This window comes from Haloplanus sp. GDY1 (genome assembly GCF_023703775.1).
In the GTDB taxonomy this organism is placed as follows: Archaea; Halobacteriota; Halobacteria; order Halobacteriales; family Haloferacaceae; genus Haloplanus; species Haloplanus halophilus.
The window spans coordinates 1,619,589-1,638,640 of sequence record NZ_CP098514.1; the positions used below are offsets into that span (position 1 = coordinate 1,619,589).

Genomic DNA, 19,052 nt, shown 5'->3' on the forward strand with positions numbered 1-19,052 from the left:
GTAACACAACAACTAAATCGCTGTTGGCACACCTGGCTGTATGTCACGCACGCCGCCAGCACTCGATCCGCTGTTCTCGCCGGAGTCGGTCGCCGTCGTCGGCGCGAGTCCGGACTCGTGGTACTCCTCGCGACTGCTCGACAACCTCCTCGACTACGGCTACGAGGGGACCGTCTACCCGGTCAACCCGAACCGCGACGAGGCGTGGGGCCGGCGCTGCTACGACGACGTCTCGTCGCTGCCCGAACGGGTCGACCTGGCCGTCGTCAGCGTACCGCGGGACTACGTGGTCGAGACGGTCGCCGAGGCCGGCCGCGAGGGCGTCCCCGCGGCGCTGGTCATCACGGCGGGCTTCGGCGAGGCCGACGAGCGCGGGGCGGAACTCGAAGCCGAACTCGCCGACGTGGCGGCGGAACACGACATCCGCCTCGCCGGCCCGAACTGCATCGGCCTCGCGAACGGCATCGACGGGACGGTCCTGACGAGCACCTGTTCGCGGAAGCCGGAGCCGGGACGGATCGGCCTCGTGAGCCAGTCCGGCGCCCTGGCGTTCACGACGTTCTTCGAGCGCGGCGCCGACGAGGACACCGACTTCGCGTACGTCGCCTCGACGGGCAACGAGGTCGACCTCTCGGTGACGGACTACGTGGCGTACATGGCCGACGACCCGGACGTCGACGTGATCTGTGCGTACATCGAGGGGATCGACGACCCGCACGCGTTCATGCGCGCCGCCGACGAGGCGGTCCGCTCGGGGACCCCCGTGCTGACCGTCAAGGTGGGCCAGTCGAGCGTGGCGGAGGCGGCGACGCTGTCGCACACGGGGTCGCTGACCGGGAGCGACGACGCCTGGAACGCCGCCTTCGAGCAGACGGGCGTCCAGCGGGTGCCGGACATCCCCGACCTGCTGTCCCGGGCGAGCGCCCACACCGAGTTCGAGCCGCCGTCGTCGGATCGGCTCTGCGTCGCCTCGACCAGCGGCGGCCTCGCGAGCCTGCTCGCGGACATGGCCGCGGAGCGCGACCTCTCGCTGCCCGACGTCGACGGCGACACCGAGGACCGACTGCTCGACATGGACGAACTCCTGACGTTCGGCGAGATGCACAACCCCGCGGACATCCGCGGCTACGGAGCGGACGCCCTCCCCGAGATCGCCGAGGTGCTGTTCGACGACGACGCCTTCGACGTCTACGTGTTCGCCGTCGCGCTCTCGGCCGTCGACGAGGACGCCGCGGACATCGCGGACGACCTGCTGACCGTGCGGGAGATGGCCGACGACCCCGTGCTCTTCCTCTGGACGGGGCGCACGGAGCCGGCGGACCTCGACGACCCGCAGCCGTACGAACGCGTCCGGGAGGAGGTGCCGCTGTACTACGATCCCTCGCGGTGTCTCGACGCCGTCGAGTCGCTGGCCGCGGCCGGCGAGGCGGCGCGGCGCGACGCGCCCTCGCGGGCGGCGCTCCGGGCCGAGGGCTCGGGGAACCGGGCGGGCGACCTGCCCGCGAACCGCGTCCTCACGTGGACCGAGGCCGAGTCGCTGCTCGACGCGTACGGCATCGACGCCGTCGAGACGCGGGTGGCGACGTCGCCGGACGAGGCCGTCGAGTACGCGGCGACGCTCGGCTACCCGGTCGTCATGAAGGTCGACTCCGTCGACGTCCCCCACCGCACCGACGCCGACGCCGTCCGGATCGGCCTCGACGACGAGGCGGCCGTCCGAGAGGCGTACGCGACGATCGTAGAGAACGTCGCCGACCACGACCCCGCGGCCGACGTCGAGGGCGTCCTCGTCCAGCCACAGGTCGACGAGGGGGTCGAGGCGCTCGTCGGCGTCTCCGAGGAGCCGGGCTTCGGCTCCGTCGTGACCGTCGGCGCGGGCGGCACGCTCGTCGAGGTGCTGGACGACGCCGCGGTTCGCGTCCCGCCGCTCTCGGCGGCCGACGCGCGAAGCGCCGTCGCCTCGACGGCGCTCGCGGACCTCCTCGACGGACACCGCGGCCGGGGCGCGGCCGACGCGGAGGCGCTCGTCTCGCTCGTCCAGCGGGTCGGGCGACTCGCGGCCGACGTCGACGACCTGTCGGCGCTCGACCTCAACCCCGTCGTCGTCCACGAGGACGGGATCAGCGTCGTCGACGTCCTGGCCCGGACCGGGTGATCGGCCCGCGCGTTCGGCGACCGGACCCCACAGGCTGATGTGGGTCGACGCGGTAGGGGCGCCCATCCATGATCGAGCCACCGAACGCGGAACGACTCGCGGACATCAACGACGCGTCGATCGAGGCGTTTCCCGATCTGGTCTTGCTCGAACAGACGCGCGACCAGCCACGGGTGGAGGACGTCCGGGCGGCGACGAGCGCGGCGGTCGAGGACGTCCTCGCCGCCTCGACGCTCGACGAGGGCGCGGAGGTCGGCATCACCGCCGGCTCCCGCGGCATCCACGACATGCCGACGATCCTCGACGCCGCCGTCGACCGCCTGCAGGCGGCCGGCCACGAGCCGTTCGTCCTGCCGGCGATGGGGAGCCACGGGGGCGCGACGGCACAGGGGCAACTCGACGTTCTCGAGAGCCTCGGCATCACCGAGGAGTCGATGGGCTGTGAGATCCGCTCCTCGCTCGCGGTCGAGGAGGTGGGGCAGGACTCGGCGGGGCGGCCGGTGTACGCCGCCGAGGACGCCCTCGACGCCGACGGCGTGTTGCTGGCGAACCGGGTCAAACTCCACACGGACTTCCACGGCGCGGTCGAGAGCGGCCTCAGCAAGATGGCGGTCATCGGCCTCGGGAAGCAACGCGGCGCCGACGTGACCCACCGGGCGGGGCTCGACGAGGGACTCGACGTCGCCATCCCGGAGCGGGCGGGGATCCTCTTCGAGGAGACGCCGATCGTCGGCGGGATCGCCATGTACGAGAACGCGGCCGACCGCGCGGCCCACGTCGAGGGCGTCCCCGTCGACGACATCGCCGACCGGGAGCCCGAACTGTTGGCGGCGTCCGAGGAACTGTTCCCCCGCCTGCCGGTCGAGGACCTCGACCTGCTGATCGTCGAGGAGATCGGCAAGAACATCTCCGGGACGGGGATGGACACGAACGTGATCGGGCGGATGGACTACCTCGACCAACCGGAGTTCGACACGCCGAACTACGACCGCATCTACGTCCGCGGCATCACCCCGGAGTCCCACCACAACGCCATCGGCATGGGCCTCGCGGACTTCATCCACGGCGACGTCGTCCCGGAGATCGACCTGACGGACACCTACATCAACGGCGTGACCGGCGGCGAACCGGCGCGTGCCCGCCTGCCGGTGATCGCCCCGACCGACGAGGTGGCGCTCCTGTTGACCCTCTCGTCGGTCGGCCGGGGGTCGCCGGCGGACCTCCGGATCGGCTACGTCGAGAACACGCTGGAACTCGACCGGTTCGCCGTGTCCGCGAACGTCGCCGCGGAGTTGACCGACCGCGACGACGTCGAGGCGGTGCGGGAGGTCCCGCTCCGGGTCCGCGACGGCGACTTCGCGTTCGACCCCTTCTCGTAGCGGGGATCCGCCGCCGCGACGCGATGGCTATTTGAACGGCGGTTGCGAAGCGTTCGCGTATGCCGGACACGACCCAGGCGGAGGAGGTCAGATCGAACTGGTGGATGGCACACGCGGCGGCGGTCGTCTGGCTACTGCTCCTGTACGTGCTCGTCCTCGTCCAGGCGTTCGTCCTGGACGTCTCCCAGGCCGCGGCGCTGCTCGCCATCCAGGGGTGGCTGTTCGTCTACCTCATCTTCTCGATCGCGGCGATGTTCGGGTTCTACTACGACGCGGTCGAGATCGCCGACGCCGGCCGCGACTGGGAGCCGTACTGGTGGCTCTACGTCGCCGCCTCGTTCGTCTGTACGCCCTCCTTTACCTCCTTCGTCTACCTCGTCCAGCGGGGCCGGCACATCGGCATCTACGCCCTCGGGCGCAAGTTCGGCCCGACCGTGTGACGACCACACGGGGGGACGAAAGGTTGAACTGGACACCCGTTCACCCCATCTTATGAAGGCGATCCGGCAGACCGACACGGAGTACGGGGCGCTCTCGGTCGACACCGTCGCGGTTCCCGACGTGGCCGACGACGAGGCGCTCGTCCGGGTCCACAGCGCCGGCCTCTGCGGGAGCGACGCCCACGCCTACGAGTTCGTCCCGGGGTACGAGTGGGTCGACGTGCCCCGGATCATGGGCCACGAGTACGCCGGCCGCGTCGTCGAGGTGGGTGCCGACGTCGACTCGGTCGCCGTGGGCGACGACGTCGTCGAACGCCCCATCCACGAGTGTGGCCACTGCTATCAGTGCCGGAACGACGAGTACAACGTCTGTCGCAACTTCGAGGTGACGGGGTTCCACCACGACGGCGCCTACGGCGAGTACACGGCCGTCCGCGCGGAGTACCTGCTGGAGGTGCCGTCGTCGATCCCGCTGGAACACGCCGCCATCACCGAGCCGACGAGCATCGCCACGCGGGCCGTCCTCGACACGGCCGACGTCGAACCGGGGACGACGGTCCTCGTCGAGGGGCCGGGACCCATCGGGATGCTGTGTGCGGTCATCGCCGACGCCGTCGGCGGGGACGTGACCGTCTCGGGGCTGGAGCGCGACGCCGAGTTCCGACTGCCGCTGGCCGCGTCGCAGGGGCTCAAGACGGTGAACGTCGAGGCGGCGGATCTGGGGGCGTACGCGGACGACCACACCGACGGCGGCGGGTTCGACGTCGTCTTCGACACCACGGGCCACCACAGCGGCCTCGAAACCGCCGTCGAGCAGGTCCGCCGCGGCGGGCAGGTGATCCCCGTGGGCCTGCCCGCGGAGTCGTCGGAACTGTTCCTGACGCCGCTGGTTCGCGGCGAGGTGCGGGTCGACCCCTCCTACGGCGCGATGCGGCACAACTTCGCCCAGGCGCTCCGCCTCATGGAGTCGGGGATCGTCGACACGGACGCGCTGATCGACGACTCCTACGCGGTCGACGCGCCCGAAACCGCCTTCGAGGACTTCCTGGCGGGGCGGACGCTGAAACCCGTCTTCCGGTTCTGGGACGAGAGCGCCTGAGATCAGGCGCCCGGATCGACGAGTTCGATCGGGTGACGCGGCGCCGGCGCGAGCAGGGAGTCGAGTTGCTCCAGACAGGAGGTGCCGCTGGCGACGACGGTCCGCTCGTCGGCCGCGTCCGCGAACTGGTCGGCGAGGGTCTCGCCGACGTCCATGCTGAGTTCGTAGAACTCCGTCTTGTACCCGAAGCTCCCCGCCATGCCGCAACACTCCACGTCCGAGGTCAACACGTCGTAGCCGAGTCGGTCGAGGACGGCCTCGGTGTACGGTTCGAGGCCGAGCGTCCGCTGCTGGCAGTGGCTGTGGTAGGCGACGCCGTCGCCGTCGCCGGCGGTCAGGACGGACTCGTCGGCGCCGTTCTCCAGCAGGCCGTAGACGTACTCGAACAGTTCGAAGCTGTTGTCCGACAGCGTCCGGTGGACGTCCTCGTCGACGAGGCGTTCGTACTCCCGGTCGAACATCGCGAGGTCGCTCGGCTCGACGACGACGACGTCGTACCCCCGGTCGACGTAGTCACCGAGCGTCTCGCCGACGGCCTCGGCCTTCCGCTCGGCCGTGTCGATCATCCCCTGTGACAGCGGGGCGCGGCCGGACCCGCCGACGTCGGGCACGACCACCTCACAGCCGAGGGCTTCGAGGACGCGAACCGCCGCCTTGCCGCGACTCGTCTGGACGTGGTTGGTGTACACGTCGGGGTAGAGCGCGACCCGCCGGCGCGGATCGGTGACCGCGGCCTCCCGGTCGCTCGCCCAGTCGCGGAGCGTGGTCCGCTCGAAGGAGGGGAGGTCCCGCCGGGCGTCGATGCCGAGGAGCGACTCCATGGCGGCCCGGACCGGGCCGGCGGAGGCGACGGCGTTCGAGAGGGGGGCGGTGGCGCTGCCAAGTTTGGCGGCCGTCTCGAAGTTGCCGAAAAAGCGCTTGCGCAGCGGCGTCCCCGCCGTCTCCTCGTCGGGTACGAGGCCGTCGACCAGCAGGTCCTCGAACCCGGGATCTTTCCCCCGGTTGATGCGGTCCCGGACGACCGTGTTGATCCACGGGATGTCGATCTTCACCGGGCAGGCGTTGACACACCGCGAACAGCCGGTACAGAGGTCGTTGAACTCCTCGGCGGTGTCCAGCCCCTCGACGCCGGCCTCCCAGCCGGTGGCGATGCCGCCGGTGTAAGTCTCGCCGCCGAAGGCGTGCCCGCCGACGGACTGGAAGTTGGCACAGGAGTTCGCACAGGCGCCACACCGGATGCAGTACAGCGTCTCCCGCAGGTCGTCGTCGTCGCGCATCTCGCGGCGGCCGTTGTCGACGAGCACCAGGTGGAACTCGCGGTCGGCGTCGCTCCCGCCGAAGCCGGCTTCATCGGGGGCGTCGAAGTCGACCGTCGGCGTGTCGACGGGCGGCGTCAGGATCGAGAGGTACTGCGGGATGTGCTGTCCGGTCGCCGCCCGGGAGATGAGTTCCGCGAAGGGGTGGAGGTCGCCGACGCTCGGGATGATCTTCTCGAGGCCGGCCACCGCGACGTGCGTATCGGGGACCGAGGCGCACTTCCGGGCGTTGCCCTCGTTGGTGACGAGCGCGATGGAGCCGCTGTCGGCCAGCACGAAGTTCGCCCCCGTGATCCCGACGTCGGCGTCCTCGATCCGCTCGCCGAGGTAGTCCCGGGCGAACGCGGTCAGCTTCTCGGCCGTGTCGAGCCGCTCGTCGGTGTCGAACTCTCGTTCGAACAGCTCCGTGACGTCCTCGCGGGTCCGGTGGAGCGACGGCCCGACGATGTGCGACGGCCCCTCCTCCGCGATCTGGACGACGAACTCGCCGAGGTCGGTCTCCCAGACGTCGACCCCCGAGGCGTCGAGCGCCTCGTTCAGCTCGATCTCCTCGGTCGTCATGGACTTCGACTTCACGACGCTCTCGGCGTCGTCCTCGTCCACGACGTCCCTGACGTACCGCCGCGCGTCGGCGGCGTCGTCGGCGACGTACACCGTCCCGCCGTTGTCCTCGACGGCGGCGGTCGTCCGCTCGACGAGCTCCGGCAGTCGCTCGATGGCGTCCTCCTTGACCTGCCGCGCCTCGGATCGGTACCGTTCGTGGGTCTCCGAGCCCACCTCCTCGATCCGCTCGTAGCGCTCCTCGTTGAAGTGGCGCGTGTTCTCCTTGATGCCGTCGCCCTCGGTGCGCAGGAGTTCGCGGATGGCGTCGGCGTCGAGTTCGTCGGTCTTACTCATCGTCGGCGAGGACGAGGACGTGGACGTCTTCCGGGCCGTGCACTCCCTCGACGAGGGCGCCCATGTCGCCGGTGGCGCTCGCGCCGGTCGCGAGGACGAACGACCGCTCCCCGTCGTCGAACCGGTCGTCGAGCCAGTCGAAGGCGGCTTCGAGGTCGGGTCGCAGGTCCCGCTCCCTGACGACGACCACGTGGGTCTCGGGGTGGAGCGAGACGAGTTCGTCCCCCGCCGCTCGCGACTGGATGGCGACGGTCCCGAGCGACGCGACGCCGAGTCGCGCCGCGGTCACGCCGGTCTTCGCCTCGCGGAGCTGGGTCGGCGTCGGGTTCAGCGTCACGGGGGCGTCGTCGAGGTCCACGGCGTCGAACGGGAGCGCGGCCCCGACCGCGGGTCGGTCGACGACGTCCGCGAGCGTCGAGGCGAATTCCTCGGGCGTGGTCACCGTCGATTCGGTGTCGGACCGTGAGAGTGACTGCTGGAACTCCGCTACGGAACTCATACACGGGTCAAGGGCGAGGGGTCGAATAAAACCGTGTGGTCCCGCCTCGGGGTGTCAGTCGTCCATCCGGGGGGTGCGCTCCATCTCGAAGCGGTCGTAGAGGTCGCGCAACGCGAGCAGCGCCTCGTCGCGACGCTCGTAGACCGCCTCGGGGTCGGCGTCGGTCCAGTCGTAGACCCCCTCGCCCGTCTTCAGGCCGTAGTCCTCCTCGGCGACCCGTTCGGCGAGGGACCGGTTCGGGGCGGTTCCCCGGTCCAGTTCGGGGAGGAGGTACTCCACGACGTCGTGGTGGACGTCGAGTCCGGAGTGGTCCGCCTTCTCGAACATCCCGAGGAGGGGGAGGCGAAAGCCGAAGCCGGCCTTGATCGCCCGGTCGATGGCCTCGGGGCTGGCGACTCCCCGGTCGAGCAAGGAGAAGGCCTCGTACGCCATCGCCATCTGCAGTCGGTTGCCGATGAAGCCCGGGACGTCCTTCTCGACGCGGACGGGCGTCTTCCCGAGTCGCTCGAAGAACTCGTAGGTGGCCTCGATCACGGCGTCGCTCGTCTCCGCACCGCGAACGACCTCGACGAGGGGGACGACATGGGGCGGGTTGAACCAGTGGGTGCCGACGACCCGCTCCGGGCGGTCCGTCGCCGACGCGATCTCGGTGATCGAGAGCCCCGACGTGTTCGACGCGAGGACGGCGTCGGGGTCGGCGAGGGCCGACAGTTCCCCGAAGACCTCCCGCTTGACGTCGAGGTCCTCGACGACCGCCTCGGTGACGAAGTCCGCGCCCTCCACGGCGGCCGAGAGGGAGGTCGTCCGGTCGATCCGGGCCGCGGCGGCGTCGGCCGCCGCGGCGTCGAGTTCGCCGGCCGCCACGTAGGTGTCGAGGACCGAGCGCACCCGGGACTCGCTCTCGGCGAGCGTCGCCTCGTCGACGTCGTAGAGGCTGACCTGGCGGCCGTCGAGCGCGAACGCGAGCGCGATGCCGTGGCCCATGACGCCGGCGCCGACGACGGTCAGGCGGTCGAAGTCGTCGGGGGTCACGGGCGGTCACCCCCCAGGGTCGCTCGCCCGCCGTCGTCGGTCGGTGCTCCGCCCACGCTCGCCGCGGGACCGCGGTCCGCGGTCGCTCCGTCGACACGTGTCATACCCGGACGAACGGGGGCCGGCGGTATATACTTGGGAGTCGTCGCCCGACCGGGGACGACTTCCAAGTCTTTTTGAGCCGACACGGCGACGGGGATGGCATGGCAACCGATCCCGAGACGGGTATCGAGCGTCTGCGCGCGGGAGAACCGGTCGCGGCGGGCTGGATCACGATGATGCACCCCGCCGTCGCGGAGATCACGGCGGACACCGGCTACCGCCTCGCGTTCGTCGACACCGAGCACACCACGGCGTCCCTGAGCGACGTCGAGACGATGGTGCGCGCCCTCGAAACGGGGGGCGACACCGACGCGGTCGTGCGGGTTCCCTCGGACGACCCGACCTACCTGAAGCGGGTCCTCGACGTGGGCGTCGACGGCGTGATGGTGCCGATGATCGAGACGGCGGCCGAGGCCGAGGGCGTGGTGGACGCGACCCGGTATCCGCCGGCGGGGAGCCGCGGCACCGGGGCGGCCCGCGCCCAGTCCTACGGCGCCGACATGGCCGAGTACGTCGACACGGCCGACGAACGGCTGCTCCGGATCGTCCAGATCGAGACGCCGCGGGCCGTCGAGAACGCCGCCGACATCGCCGCGGTCGACGGGATCGACGCGCTGTTCGTCGGACCCGTCGACCTCTCGACCGGGCTCGGCGACCTGGGCAACACGGAGAGCGAGGCGTTCGTCGACGCCGTCGAGACGGTCCTCGACGCCGCCGAGGCGGCGGGCAAGCCGGTCGGGACGCTCGCCACCAGCGAGGCCGACATCGAGTACTACGAGGAACTCGGGTTCGACTGGCAGATCGTCGGCGTCGACGTCCTGTTGCTCCGCGAGCGGACGAGCGAGGTGCGCTCGACCTACGCGGACCTCGTGAGCGAGTGAGCGAGGGGGCTCAGCCCAGACTGAACGGGTCCGAGACGTCGCCCGACTGGTCGTACCAGACCGACTTGGTCTGGACGTACTCGTCGAGGGCCTCGGCGCCGTTCTCGCGGCCGATGCCGCTGTCCTTGTAGCCACCGAACGGCACCTTGTGGGAGACCGCCCGGTACTCGTTGACCCAGACCATGCCGGCGTCGATGCGCTCGACCAGCCGGTTGGCCTGTCGCATGTCCTCGGTCCAGACGCCCGCCGCCAGCCCGTAGTCGGTGTCGTTCGCGAGGTCGACGACCTCGTCCTCGTCGGCGAAGGGGATCACGCTGGCCACGGGGCCGAAGATCTCCTCCCGTGCGACGGTCATGTCGTTGTCCACGTCGACGAGGACGGTCGGTTCGATGAAACACTCGCCGGGGAGGTCGTCGGGGCGGTCGCCGCCGAAGGCGACCGTCGCCCCCTCCTCCGCCCCGCGTTCGACGTACGAGCGAACCGTCTCCCACTGGTCGCGGAAGGCGACCGGACCCATCTGCGTCTCGGGGTCGAGCGGGTTGCCGAGGGTGACGTCGGCCGCGCGCTCGGTGAAGGCGTCGACGAACTCGTCGTGGATCGACTCGTGGACGAACACCCGCGACCCGGCGACGCAGGTCTGCCCGGTCGCCGCGAAGATGCCCTTGACGACGCCGTTGACCGCGTTCTCCAGGTCCGCGCTCTCGAAGACGATGTTCGGGCTCTTGCCCCCGAGTTCGAGCGTGACGGGGATCAGCCGCTCGCCCGCCGCGCTCGCGATGTCGCGGCCCACGGTCGTACTCCCGGTGAAGGCGAGTTTGTCGACGCCCTCGTGGTCGACCAGGGCCGCGCCGGCCTCGGTGCCGTGGCCCGGAACGACGTTGTAGACGCCGTCGGGGAGGTCGGTGTGTTGGGCGACGAGTTCGGCGAAGCGGAGGGCGCTCACCGGCGTCTCCTCGCTCGGCTTGTGGACGAAGGTGTTCCCGGCCGCGAGGGCGGGGGCGAGTTTCCACGTGGTGAGCATCAGCGGGGAGTTCCAGGGAGTGATCGCCCCGACGACGCCGAGCGGTTCCTTCCGCGTGTACGCGAGCATCCCCCCCGTCTCCGATTTGTTCTCGACGGGGATCGTCCGGCCACCGAGGTCCTCCGCCAGCCCCCCGTAGTACCGATACCAGTCGCTCAGGCTCTCCATCTGGCCGCGCATCTCTCGGACGAGTTTGCCGTTCTGTCGGGTCTCGAGTTCGGCGAGTTCCTCGGTGTGGGCGTCGATCGCATCCGCGATCTGATCGAGGACGCGCCGGCGCTCGCTCCCGCCGAACTCGCTCCACGGCCCCTCGAAGGCGTCGCGGGCGGCCGCGACCGCTCGGTCCACGTCGGTCGCCGTGCCGCGGGGCACCGTCGCCCACACCGTCCCGTCGTACGGGAACGACACGTCGATCCGGTCGCCGGACGCGCCGGGCCGGAACGCCCCGTCCACGAACAGGTCGTACTCGTAGTCGTCGTCGGTCTGACTCATCGGGTGGGGAGTCGCCCCCCTGCGTGCATAAATACACCGCCGACGAACCCCACGACCCCCGAAGCGGCCGGTCGCCGGGCGGCCACGCGGGGCGACACAGCGTTCGGTCATGCGGGAAGTATAATATCCCAATAATATAATCGGATACAAGGTGTGCAAGGGGACGGAGAGCGCGACGGAAACCGGAGATGGAAGCCCGATATCCCGAATATTCCCGCGTCACAGCCCGCAGCGGGTCTTCACGCATTGTTTAACTAATCCCTCTGACAATACCGAGAGACGAGGAGCGTCCGTGGCGTGGGGGATCGAACGAACCAGAAAAATAACAGAAGTATGCATGTTAGTTTATTCGCGTCGCGGGGGCGAGACGGCGAACGTAGGGCACGGTGGCTCGCCCTCGCCCGCTCGCGAACGCGCCTGAATAGCCGTTCACGTGTGCTGAACCCCTTGGACGACCAGGGTCGGCGGGCCGACGGTCGGAGCGATCCACGGTCGTCGATTGCCGACCGGCGATCCCGCCCCACAGGTGGCACGGCTCCCGGGAACCGACCTGGGTACCCCCGGCGAACGCCGTTCGTCGCCGCGGCCGCGACCGTCTCACGGGGTCGATCGGAGAGCCATTCCGTTCATCACTGGTGAACATTCTCCACAGAGCCCGGAGCTTCGTTTCGGAGCGGCACAAATATGGCTCCTGTTCGATCTGAATGGACCAGGGTTCATATATAGTGAACAAACATCTTAATTAGCGTGGGCGGCGAAGGGCGAAAGCGAATGACGACCGAATCCCCAAACGCGGTGAAAGCAACCGAGACGAGCCTCCTCATACTCGAGACGCTGAAGGACCTCGACGGGGCCGGAGTCACCGAGGTGGCGACGGAACTCGACATTCCCAAGAGCACGGTTCACAACCACCTGTCGACGCTCCACAACGCGCGATACATCATCAAGAAGGACGGGAAGTACTACGTCGGCCTCCGGTTCCTGGAGTTCGGCGAGCACACGCGGAACCGAAAGCGGATCTACGAGGCCGCTCGGCCGGAGATCGAGAACCTCGCGGAGAAGACGGGCGAACTGGCGAACCTCGCCGTCGAGGAGCACGGGCAGGGCGTCTATCTCTACCAGTCGAAGGGCCAACAATCGGTGAGCACGGACGTCTACGCCGGGATGCGTTCGAACCTCCACTGTACCGCCCTCGGCAAGGCCATCCTCTCCGAGTATCCGCGCGAGCGCGTCGACAACATCCTCGACCGGCACGGACTCCCGGAGCGGACGAAGAACACGATCACGGATCGCGACGCCCTCTACGAGGAACTCGACGAGGTCAAGGAGCGAGGGTACGCCTACGACATCGAGGAGCGACTCCGCGGCCTCCGGTGTGTGGCCGCACCGATCACCACGAACGATCAGGTGTACGGCGCCATCAGCGTCTCCGGTCCGACGAACCGGATGCAGACGGAACGGTTCCACGAGGAGATCCCCGAGATGTTGCTCAACGCCGAGAACGTCATCGAACTCGACGTCACGTTCTCCTGACTCCCCGCCGGCGTGAGGGTCGTTCCCTGCCGCCCGGTGTTCGCACCCGCTGAACGGCCGTGGTGTCGGATCGACGCGTCGTTCGAGGGGCGACCGACGCGCCGGGGTGGACGGTCCGCTTGGGTTCGGGAGGGATCCACGGCCGTGGTCCCGGCCCCGGAACGGCCGTCACCCCGTCGTCCCCACCCGCCACCGGCTCGAACGGGCGTTCGTCCGAGCCGAACGGCCGTATCGAGGCGGGGAACGACGCGGCTCCGCGCGCCGTCGGCCGTCGTCGATGAAAAGATTTAACAGACTGAGTTCAGTAGACCGATTTGCTCGGGTCTGGAGGAACCCGTACGCCACGGAGACCATCACGTCCACAGCCACCTCGCTACGCCACTGCGATACACTCCCCTGCCCGAGCACGGGTCGTATGCTACCCAGGCGGCCCCTCGCGTGGCCACCCATCCGCGCGAGGGGCCGTCGACCCAGCCGCCGCTGACGGCACCGATCGTTCTCACGAGACCGCCGAGCGTCGCGACCGTCGATCACACCGCCCCGTCGCCCTACACGAGGCGGTCGACAGCGAGGTCGATCTCCTCGGCGGTCGGGAGGACCTCGTCCTCGAGGGGCGGGCTGAACGGGATGGGCGTGTCCGGCACGCCGACGCGCTGGATCGGGACGTCCAGCGAGTAGAACTCGTTTTCGACGACGCGCGTCGCCACCTCGGCGTGGAGGCCGTAGGAGAGCGGGCTCTCGTCGGCGACGACCAGCCTGCCGGTCTTCCGGACGCTCTCGGCGATGGTGTCGGTGTCGAGCGGGGAGAGCGACTGTGGATCGATCACCTCGACGTCGGCGTCGGTGCGGTCCTCGGCGACGGAGAGCGCCTCGCCGACGAGTTGCTGGGTGGCGACCACCGTCACGTCGGCCCCCTCGCGGAGGACGGCCGCCTCGCCGATGGGGACGGTGAAGTCCTCGTCCTCGGGGACCGGCCCCGTGCGCTCGTAGATGTTCTTGTGCTCGAAGAAGACGACCGGATCGTTCGAGCGGACGGCGGTCTTCATCAGCCCCTTCGACCCGCGGGGGGTCGCGGGGGCGACTGCCTTGATCCCGGGCAGATGCGAGACGAGCGTGTGGACGGTACTCGAGTGCTGGGCCGCGGCGTTGAAGCCGGCTCCCTCGATGGCCCGGACGGTGAGGGGCATCTCCGTCGCCCCCGCGAACATGTACTGCATCTTCGCCGCCTGATTCATCAGGGGCTCGAAGCAGATGGCGATGAAATCGGAGTAACTGACGTTGACCACCGGCCGGAGCCCGGTCGCCGCCGCGCCGACGCCGGAGCCGATCTGTGCGGTTTCGCTGATCGGCGTGTCGCGGACCCTGTCCCGGCCGAACTCCTCGTAGAGGCCGGCGGTCACCTCGAACGACCCGCCGTCCTCCTCGTCCTGTCCCATCAGGAAGACGGTGTCGTCCCGCGCGAGTTCCTCGCGCAGCGCCGTCCGGATCGCCTCCCGAACGGACAGTTGCTCGCCGGTCGCGTCGAGCGCGCTCATCGGTCGGCACCTCCCGTCCGCCCGAGTCGCTCGCGGAAGTACTCCACGTCCGGGTTCGGCTCGACGAACACGTCGTCGTACGCCTCCTCGGGGTCGGGGAAGGGCGCGTCCCGCGCGTACTCGACCGCCGCCTCGACGTCCGCCTCGACGGCCGACTGCAGCTCCTCGCGCTCCCCCTCGTCGAGGACGCCCGCCTCCCGGAGGCGCGTCGCGAACGTGTCGATGGCGTCGCGGTTCTCCCGCCACTCGTCTATCTCCTCCTGGGTCCGGTACGGCTGCGGGTCGCCCTCGTAGTGGCCGCGGTAGCGGTACGTCTTCGCCTCGATGAGCGTCGGCCCGTCGCCCCGTGCCGCGCGCTCCCGCGCCTCGGCGACGGCGTCGTAGACGGCCTCGACGTCCATCCCGTCGACGACGACGCCCGGGATGCCGTAGGCGGCGGCGCTGTCGGCCAGGTCCTCGACGTTGTGCTGTTTCTCGTAGGTCATCCCCTCCGAGTAGAGGTTGTTCTCGACGACGTAGATGGCGGGCAGGTCCCAGGTGGCAGCGAGGTTGATCGACTCGTGGACCTGTCCCTCGGCGAAGGCGCCGTCGCCGAAGAAGGAGAGGCCGACCCAGTCCCGGTCGCGGAGCTGTGCGGTGAGTCCGGCCCCCGTCGCCAGCGGGACGCCGGCGCCGACGATGGGCTGGGCGCCCAGCATCCCCTCGTCCAGGTCGGCCGCGTGCATCGAGCCGCCCTTCCCGGAGCAGTAGCCGTCGCTGCGGCCGTACAGCTCCGCCATCAGCGTCCGTTCGTCCATCCCCTTCGCCAGGCAGTGGCCGTGTCCCCGGTGGGTGCTCGTCACGTAGTCGTCGTCCGCGAGCGCCGAACAGGCGCCGACGGCGACGGCCTCCTGTCCGATGTAGAGGTGTACGAACCCCGGAATCTCTCCGTCGGCGAAGTTGTCCCGTACCGCACGTTCGAACTCGCGGATGAGCAGCATCCGGCGGAGGGCCTGCCGCTGATCCGACGGGTCGGTCATGTCTAATGTTGCCATCAGTCGTTCTACGGCGCGCGCCGGAGACGAATAAGGTTTCGGGGGTCGGATCGGGAACGGTGTGGCGACCCCGTCGGGAGGCGGCCACGAACGGGGCAGAACTTTACCCGCCGGGCGCGTCGGGGGCGACATGGTGGCGATCCTCGACTCGATCACGAACGTGGACGGCGACCGGCACGCCGGCGACGTCGTCGTCGCCGGCAGTCACGGCGGCGAGTACGCCGGCTACCTCGCGCTGAAGGCCGGGGTCCGGGGCGTGATCCTCAACGACGCCGGGATCGGAAAGGACGAGGCCGGCGTCGCGTCGCTGTCCATGCTCGACGAGCGGTCCGTCCCCGCCGCGACGGTCGATCACCGGAGCGCTCGCATCGGCGACGGCGAGGACATGCACGACCGGGGGCACGTCAGCCGCGTCAACGACGCCGCCGCGGCGCTGGGCTCGGCCCCGGGCCAGTCGACCGCGGAGTGCGCGGCGCGGATGGCCGGCGCCGACCCCGTCGACGCGGCGGTCCCCGAGTACGGGCCGGGCCGGCACGTGTTCCGGGAGGGCGAGGTCACGGTCCGCGGACTCGACTCCGTGTCGCTGCTCCGCGAGGCGGACGCCGGCGACGTGATCGTCACCGCGAGTCACGGCTCCCGACTCCCCGGCGAGGACGAACACGGCTCGTACGTCGCCGTCGACGTCGCCGGCATCACCTTCAACGACGCCGGCCGCGGCGCCGACGACGCGGGCACGACGCGCCTCCCCCACCTCGACGCGCGGGGCATCCCCGCCGTCGCCATCGACTGCGAGACCGCCCGCATCGGGGACGCGCGGTCGACCTGGGAGACGGGCGTCGTCAGCGTCGCGAACGACGCGGCGACCGCCCTCGGCGTCGGCGCCGGTGACTCCTGTCGAGCGTTCGTCGCGGCCGTGATCGACCGGTAGCCGACCGCCCTCCCGGCCGCCGCTCGTGAACAGGGGGCACGCTTTTGGTTCCCCCCGCTCCCGTGATACCATGGGCTACGCAGTACGAATGCCGAAGATGGGGATGACGATGGAGGAGGGGACCGTGATCGAGTGGCACGTCGACGTCGACGGGACGGTCGAGGCCGACGCCCCCCTCGTCGACGTCGAGAGCGAGAAGTCGGTCAACGAGGTGACCGCCCGGGAGGGCGGGACGCTCCTCGAACGGTTCGCCGACGCCGGCGACACGGTGGCGCCCGGCGACCCCATCGGGTACGTGGGCGACGCCGACGCCGAGGTGCCCGACGACGTCCGGGAGGAGGTCGGCGGGACGGCCGAGGAGAAAGAGGAGACGGCGGCGACCGACGCACCGACGGCGGCCGCGGGGACGACGGCCGACGGCCCGGTGTCCGTCCGCGAACTGTCCGCGGACGTGTCGCCCCGCGCCCGGGCGTACGCCGGCGACGCCGGGGTCGACCCCGCCGACCTCGACGCCATCTCGGGGTCCGGCCCGGGCGGGGCCGTGATCGAACGGGACGTGATCGAGGCCGTCGAAGCCGGCGACGCGGCGGACGGATCGGCCCAGGAGGGGCCGGCGATCCGCGAGGTTCGGGAGCTGACCGGGCTGCGGCGATCCGTCGCCGACCGGATGACCACCTCGGCACGCGAGGCGCCACAGGTGACGCTGAACCGCCGCGTGGACGTCGGGGCGACGCTCGCGACGATCGACCGGCTCGCCGCCGACAGGGGCGTCGAGGTGTCGATCACGGACTTCCTGCTCGCCGCGGTCGCCAGGGCCGCCGAGGAGCATCCGGCGCTGAACGCCCGCTTCGTCGACGGCGAACACCGCATCGCCAGCGACGTGAACGTCAGCGTCGCCGTCGACGTCGAGGGCGGCCTCGTCACGCCCGTCGTCGAGCGCGTGGGCGAACTCACCGTCGAGGGGATCGGTCGCGAGCGAGCGGCGCTCACGGAGGCCGTCCAGGCGGGGACACACGACGCCGCCGACCTGCAGGGCGGGACGTTCACCGTCACCAACCTCGGCATGTTCGGCGTCGACAGCTTCGACCCGCTCCTGAACCCCCCACAGGTGGCGATCCTCGGCGTCGGCCGCCTCCACACCGACGACGACGGCGCCGAACTCCCCCTCTCGCTCACCTTCGACCACCGCGTGGCCGACGGCGCGGACGCCGCCCGATTCCTCGCGGCGGTCGCGGACGCGCTCACCCGACCGCTCGAACTGATCGGCGGCGGCTCCGAGGGTGCCGACACGGGGCCGACGGCCGCCGACGAGTCGCCCCCCGCCCCGCCCGAGGGGACGGTCACCGCACGCTCCGCGGAGGGGTTATCCGCCACCGTCCGGGCGCGCGAGTTCGAGTGGCGCGCCGACGAACCCGAGGAGCGGGGCGGCACCGACAGCGCCGCGACGCCGGTCGAGCAGTTCCTCGGGAGCCTCTCGTCGTGTCTGGCCCTGACGACGCGGCTGATGGCCGACCGGCGCGACGTCGCCATCGAGACGATCACCGTCGAGGTGACGGCCGAGCCCTCCGTCCACGACATCGACGCGCTCGACGTGCAGGTCGAGGCGACCGCCGACGAGGACCCCGCGGACGTCGAGCGGGTCGTCACGGTCGCGGAGCGCGCCTGTCCGGTCAACGGGATCGTCTCGGAGGACGTCGACCGGTCGATCGGCGTGACCGTCTCCCGACCCTCGTAGCCATCGGGACGGGGAGGAGTTTTACCCGCCCCCGCCGTGGGTCGGGCCATGCTATCGGATAGCGTACTGGTCGTCACCGGGGCGGGGCGGGGCATCGGTCGAGCGGTCGCAATCGAACTGGCCGGGGCGGGCGCGACGGTCGTGGTCAACGACCTCGGCGCGTCCGTCGAGGGGGAGGGAGCAAACGAGGACCCGGCGAGGGAGACGGTCGCGACCATCGAGGCGGCGGGCGGGACGGCCACGGCACACGTGGGCGACGTGACCGACCCCTCGTACACGGCGTCGCTTCTCGCGGACGCCGCGGAGGCCCACGGCCGGGTCGACGGCGTCGCCAACTTCGCGGGCGCCGCCGACCCGGCGCCGATCCACGAGATGTCCCTCGACCAGTGGGAGCGAGTGGTCGACGTCCACCTCCGGGGGCACTTCTGCCTGCTCAGGAGCGCCGCGCGGCAGTGGATCGACGCCGACGGGGACCGGGACCGCTCGTTTCTCTGTGTCTCCAGTCAGTCCGCCCTCGGTCACTACGCCATGGCGAACTACACGGCGGCGAAGGCGGGCATCCTCGGGCTGATGCGGACCGCCGCGAACGAACTGGCAGAACACGGCGTCCGGGTGAACGCGCTGTTTCCGAGCGGAACGACGCGGCTGTCCGACGCCCTCACCGACGACGCGTACCGGGATCCCGTCCCGCCGGAGCAGGTGGCGCCGATGGTCGCGTACCTGCTCGGCGACGCCGCGGCCGACGTCACCGGCTGTACGTTCAGGGCGGGCGGCGAGGAGATCGGCTTCGTCACCGATCCCGAGATGTCCCGCCTCGCCTACCGCGAGGACGGGTGGACGGCGGAGGCGGTCGCCGAGCAGTTCCCCGACGTCACCGCCGGGATCGACCTCGACCGGTCCGAGACGCTCGTGAGCGAGCGGTACGGCCTCGACGCCGAGGGGATGGGCGGGTAGTCGACGGCCGGGTCGACGGC

Annotated in this window: 15 protein-coding genes; 9 read left to right on the forward strand and 6 right to left on the reverse strand. The window is 70.5% G+C overall.

The window, feature by feature from the left end:
* The first annotated feature begins 40 nt into the window (after positions 1–40).
* The 4 genes from NBT67_RS08625 (at position 41) to NBT67_RS08640 (ending at position 5,073) form a co-directional block, all read left to right on the forward strand.
* Complete coding sequence (locus NBT67_RS08625) at positions 41–2,155, forward strand: acetate--CoA ligase family protein (RefSeq protein WP_251341310.1); 2,115 nt, start codon at positions 41–43, stop codon at positions 2,153–2,155.
* A gap of 68 nt (positions 2,156–2,223) precedes the next feature.
* Positions 2,224–3,534, forward strand: coding sequence for a nickel pincer cofactor-dependent isomerase, group 22 (locus tag NBT67_RS08630; protein WP_251341311.1), 1,311 nt, complete (start codon positions 2,224–2,226; stop codon positions 3,532–3,534).
* Between the two features lie 59 nt (positions 3,535–3,593).
* Entirely contained in the window at positions 3,594–3,974 is a 381-nt protein-coding gene (locus NBT67_RS08635; RefSeq protein ID WP_251341312.1) for a hypothetical protein, read from the forward strand.
* 52 nt (positions 3,975–4,026) lie between these two features.
* On the forward strand, positions 4,027–5,073 hold the full coding sequence (locus tag NBT67_RS08640) for a zinc-dependent alcohol dehydrogenase (protein WP_251341313.1): 1,047 nt from the start codon (positions 4,027–4,029) through the stop codon (positions 5,071–5,073).
* A gap of 2 nt (positions 5,074–5,075) precedes the next feature.
* On the opposite strand, the gene NBT67_RS08645 is transcribed toward NBT67_RS08640, so the two are convergent.
* Genes NBT67_RS08645 through NBT67_RS08655 form a run of 3 tightly spaced genes read right to left on the reverse strand, consistent with a single transcriptional unit; the run spans position 5,076 to position 8,817 of the window.
* Positions 5,076–7,286, reverse strand: a complete 2,211-nt coding sequence (locus NBT67_RS08645) for an LUD domain-containing protein (protein ID WP_251341314.1) — start codon at positions 7,284–7,286, stop codon at positions 5,076–5,078.
* Positions 7,279–7,785 (reverse strand): LUD domain-containing protein, encoded by a 507-nt coding sequence (locus NBT67_RS08650; protein ID WP_251341315.1) that lies wholly within the window; start codon positions 7,783–7,785, stop codon positions 7,279–7,281. The genes NBT67_RS08645 and NBT67_RS08650 overlap by 8 nt, the downstream gene beginning before the upstream one ends.
* Before the next feature lie 54 nt (positions 7,786–7,839).
* Positions 7,840–8,817, reverse strand: coding sequence for a 3-hydroxyacyl-CoA dehydrogenase family protein (locus tag NBT67_RS08655; protein ID WP_251341316.1), 978 nt, complete (start codon positions 8,815–8,817; stop codon positions 7,840–7,842).
* Positions 8,818–9,020: 203 nt separating this feature from the next.
* Here NBT67_RS08655 and NBT67_RS08660 point away from each other — a divergent pair, with 203 nt between their 5' ends.
* Positions 9,021–9,800, forward strand: coding sequence for an HpcH/HpaI aldolase family protein (locus tag NBT67_RS08660; RefSeq protein WP_251341317.1), 780 nt, complete (start codon positions 9,021–9,023; stop codon positions 9,798–9,800).
* Between the two features lie 10 nt (positions 9,801–9,810).
* Here the strand turns inward: NBT67_RS08660 and NBT67_RS08665 are convergent, their stop codons facing one another.
* Positions 9,811–11,313: an aldehyde dehydrogenase gene (locus NBT67_RS08665; protein ID WP_251341318.1), complete on the reverse strand. Its 1,503-nt coding sequence runs from the start codon at positions 11,311–11,313 to the stop codon at positions 9,811–9,813.
* 771 nt (positions 11,314–12,084) lie between these two features.
* Here NBT67_RS08665 and NBT67_RS08670 point away from each other — a divergent pair.
* Positions 12,085–12,846, forward strand: coding sequence for an IclR family transcriptional regulator (locus NBT67_RS08670; RefSeq protein WP_251341319.1), 762 nt, complete (start codon positions 12,085–12,087; stop codon positions 12,844–12,846).
* 548 nt (positions 12,847–13,394) lie between these two features.
* Here the strand turns inward: NBT67_RS08670 and NBT67_RS08675 are convergent.
* Positions 13,395–14,381, reverse strand: coding sequence for an alpha-ketoacid dehydrogenase subunit beta (locus NBT67_RS08675; protein ID WP_251341320.1), 987 nt, complete (start codon positions 14,379–14,381; stop codon positions 13,395–13,397).
* Complete coding sequence (locus tag NBT67_RS08680; RefSeq protein WP_251341321.1) at positions 14,378–15,415, reverse strand: thiamine pyrophosphate-dependent dehydrogenase E1 component subunit alpha; 1,038 nt, start codon at positions 15,413–15,415, stop codon at positions 14,378–14,380. Before NBT67_RS08680 ends, NBT67_RS08675 begins: the two co-directional genes overlap by 4 nt.
* A gap of 130 nt (positions 15,416–15,545) precedes the next feature.
* On the opposite strand from NBT67_RS08680, the gene NBT67_RS08685 reads away from it, so the two are divergent.
* The 3 genes from NBT67_RS08685 (at position 15,546) to NBT67_RS08695 (ending at position 19,032) form a co-directional block, all read left to right on the forward strand.
* Positions 15,546–16,343 (forward strand): hypothetical protein, encoded by a 798-nt coding sequence (locus tag NBT67_RS08685; RefSeq protein WP_251341322.1) that lies wholly within the window; start codon positions 15,546–15,548, stop codon positions 16,341–16,343.
* Between the two features lie 70 nt (positions 16,344–16,413).
* A complete protein-coding gene (locus NBT67_RS08690; protein WP_251341323.1) occupies positions 16,414–18,078 on the forward strand; it encodes a 2-oxo acid dehydrogenase subunit E2 in 1,665 nt (554 codons plus the stop codon).
* A 48-nt stretch (positions 18,079–18,126) separates the two neighbouring features.
* Positions 18,127–19,032 (forward strand): SDR family NAD(P)-dependent oxidoreductase, encoded by a 906-nt coding sequence (locus tag NBT67_RS08695; protein WP_251341324.1) that lies wholly within the window; start codon positions 18,127–18,129, stop codon positions 19,030–19,032.
* Positions 19,033–19,052 lie beyond the last annotated feature (20 nt).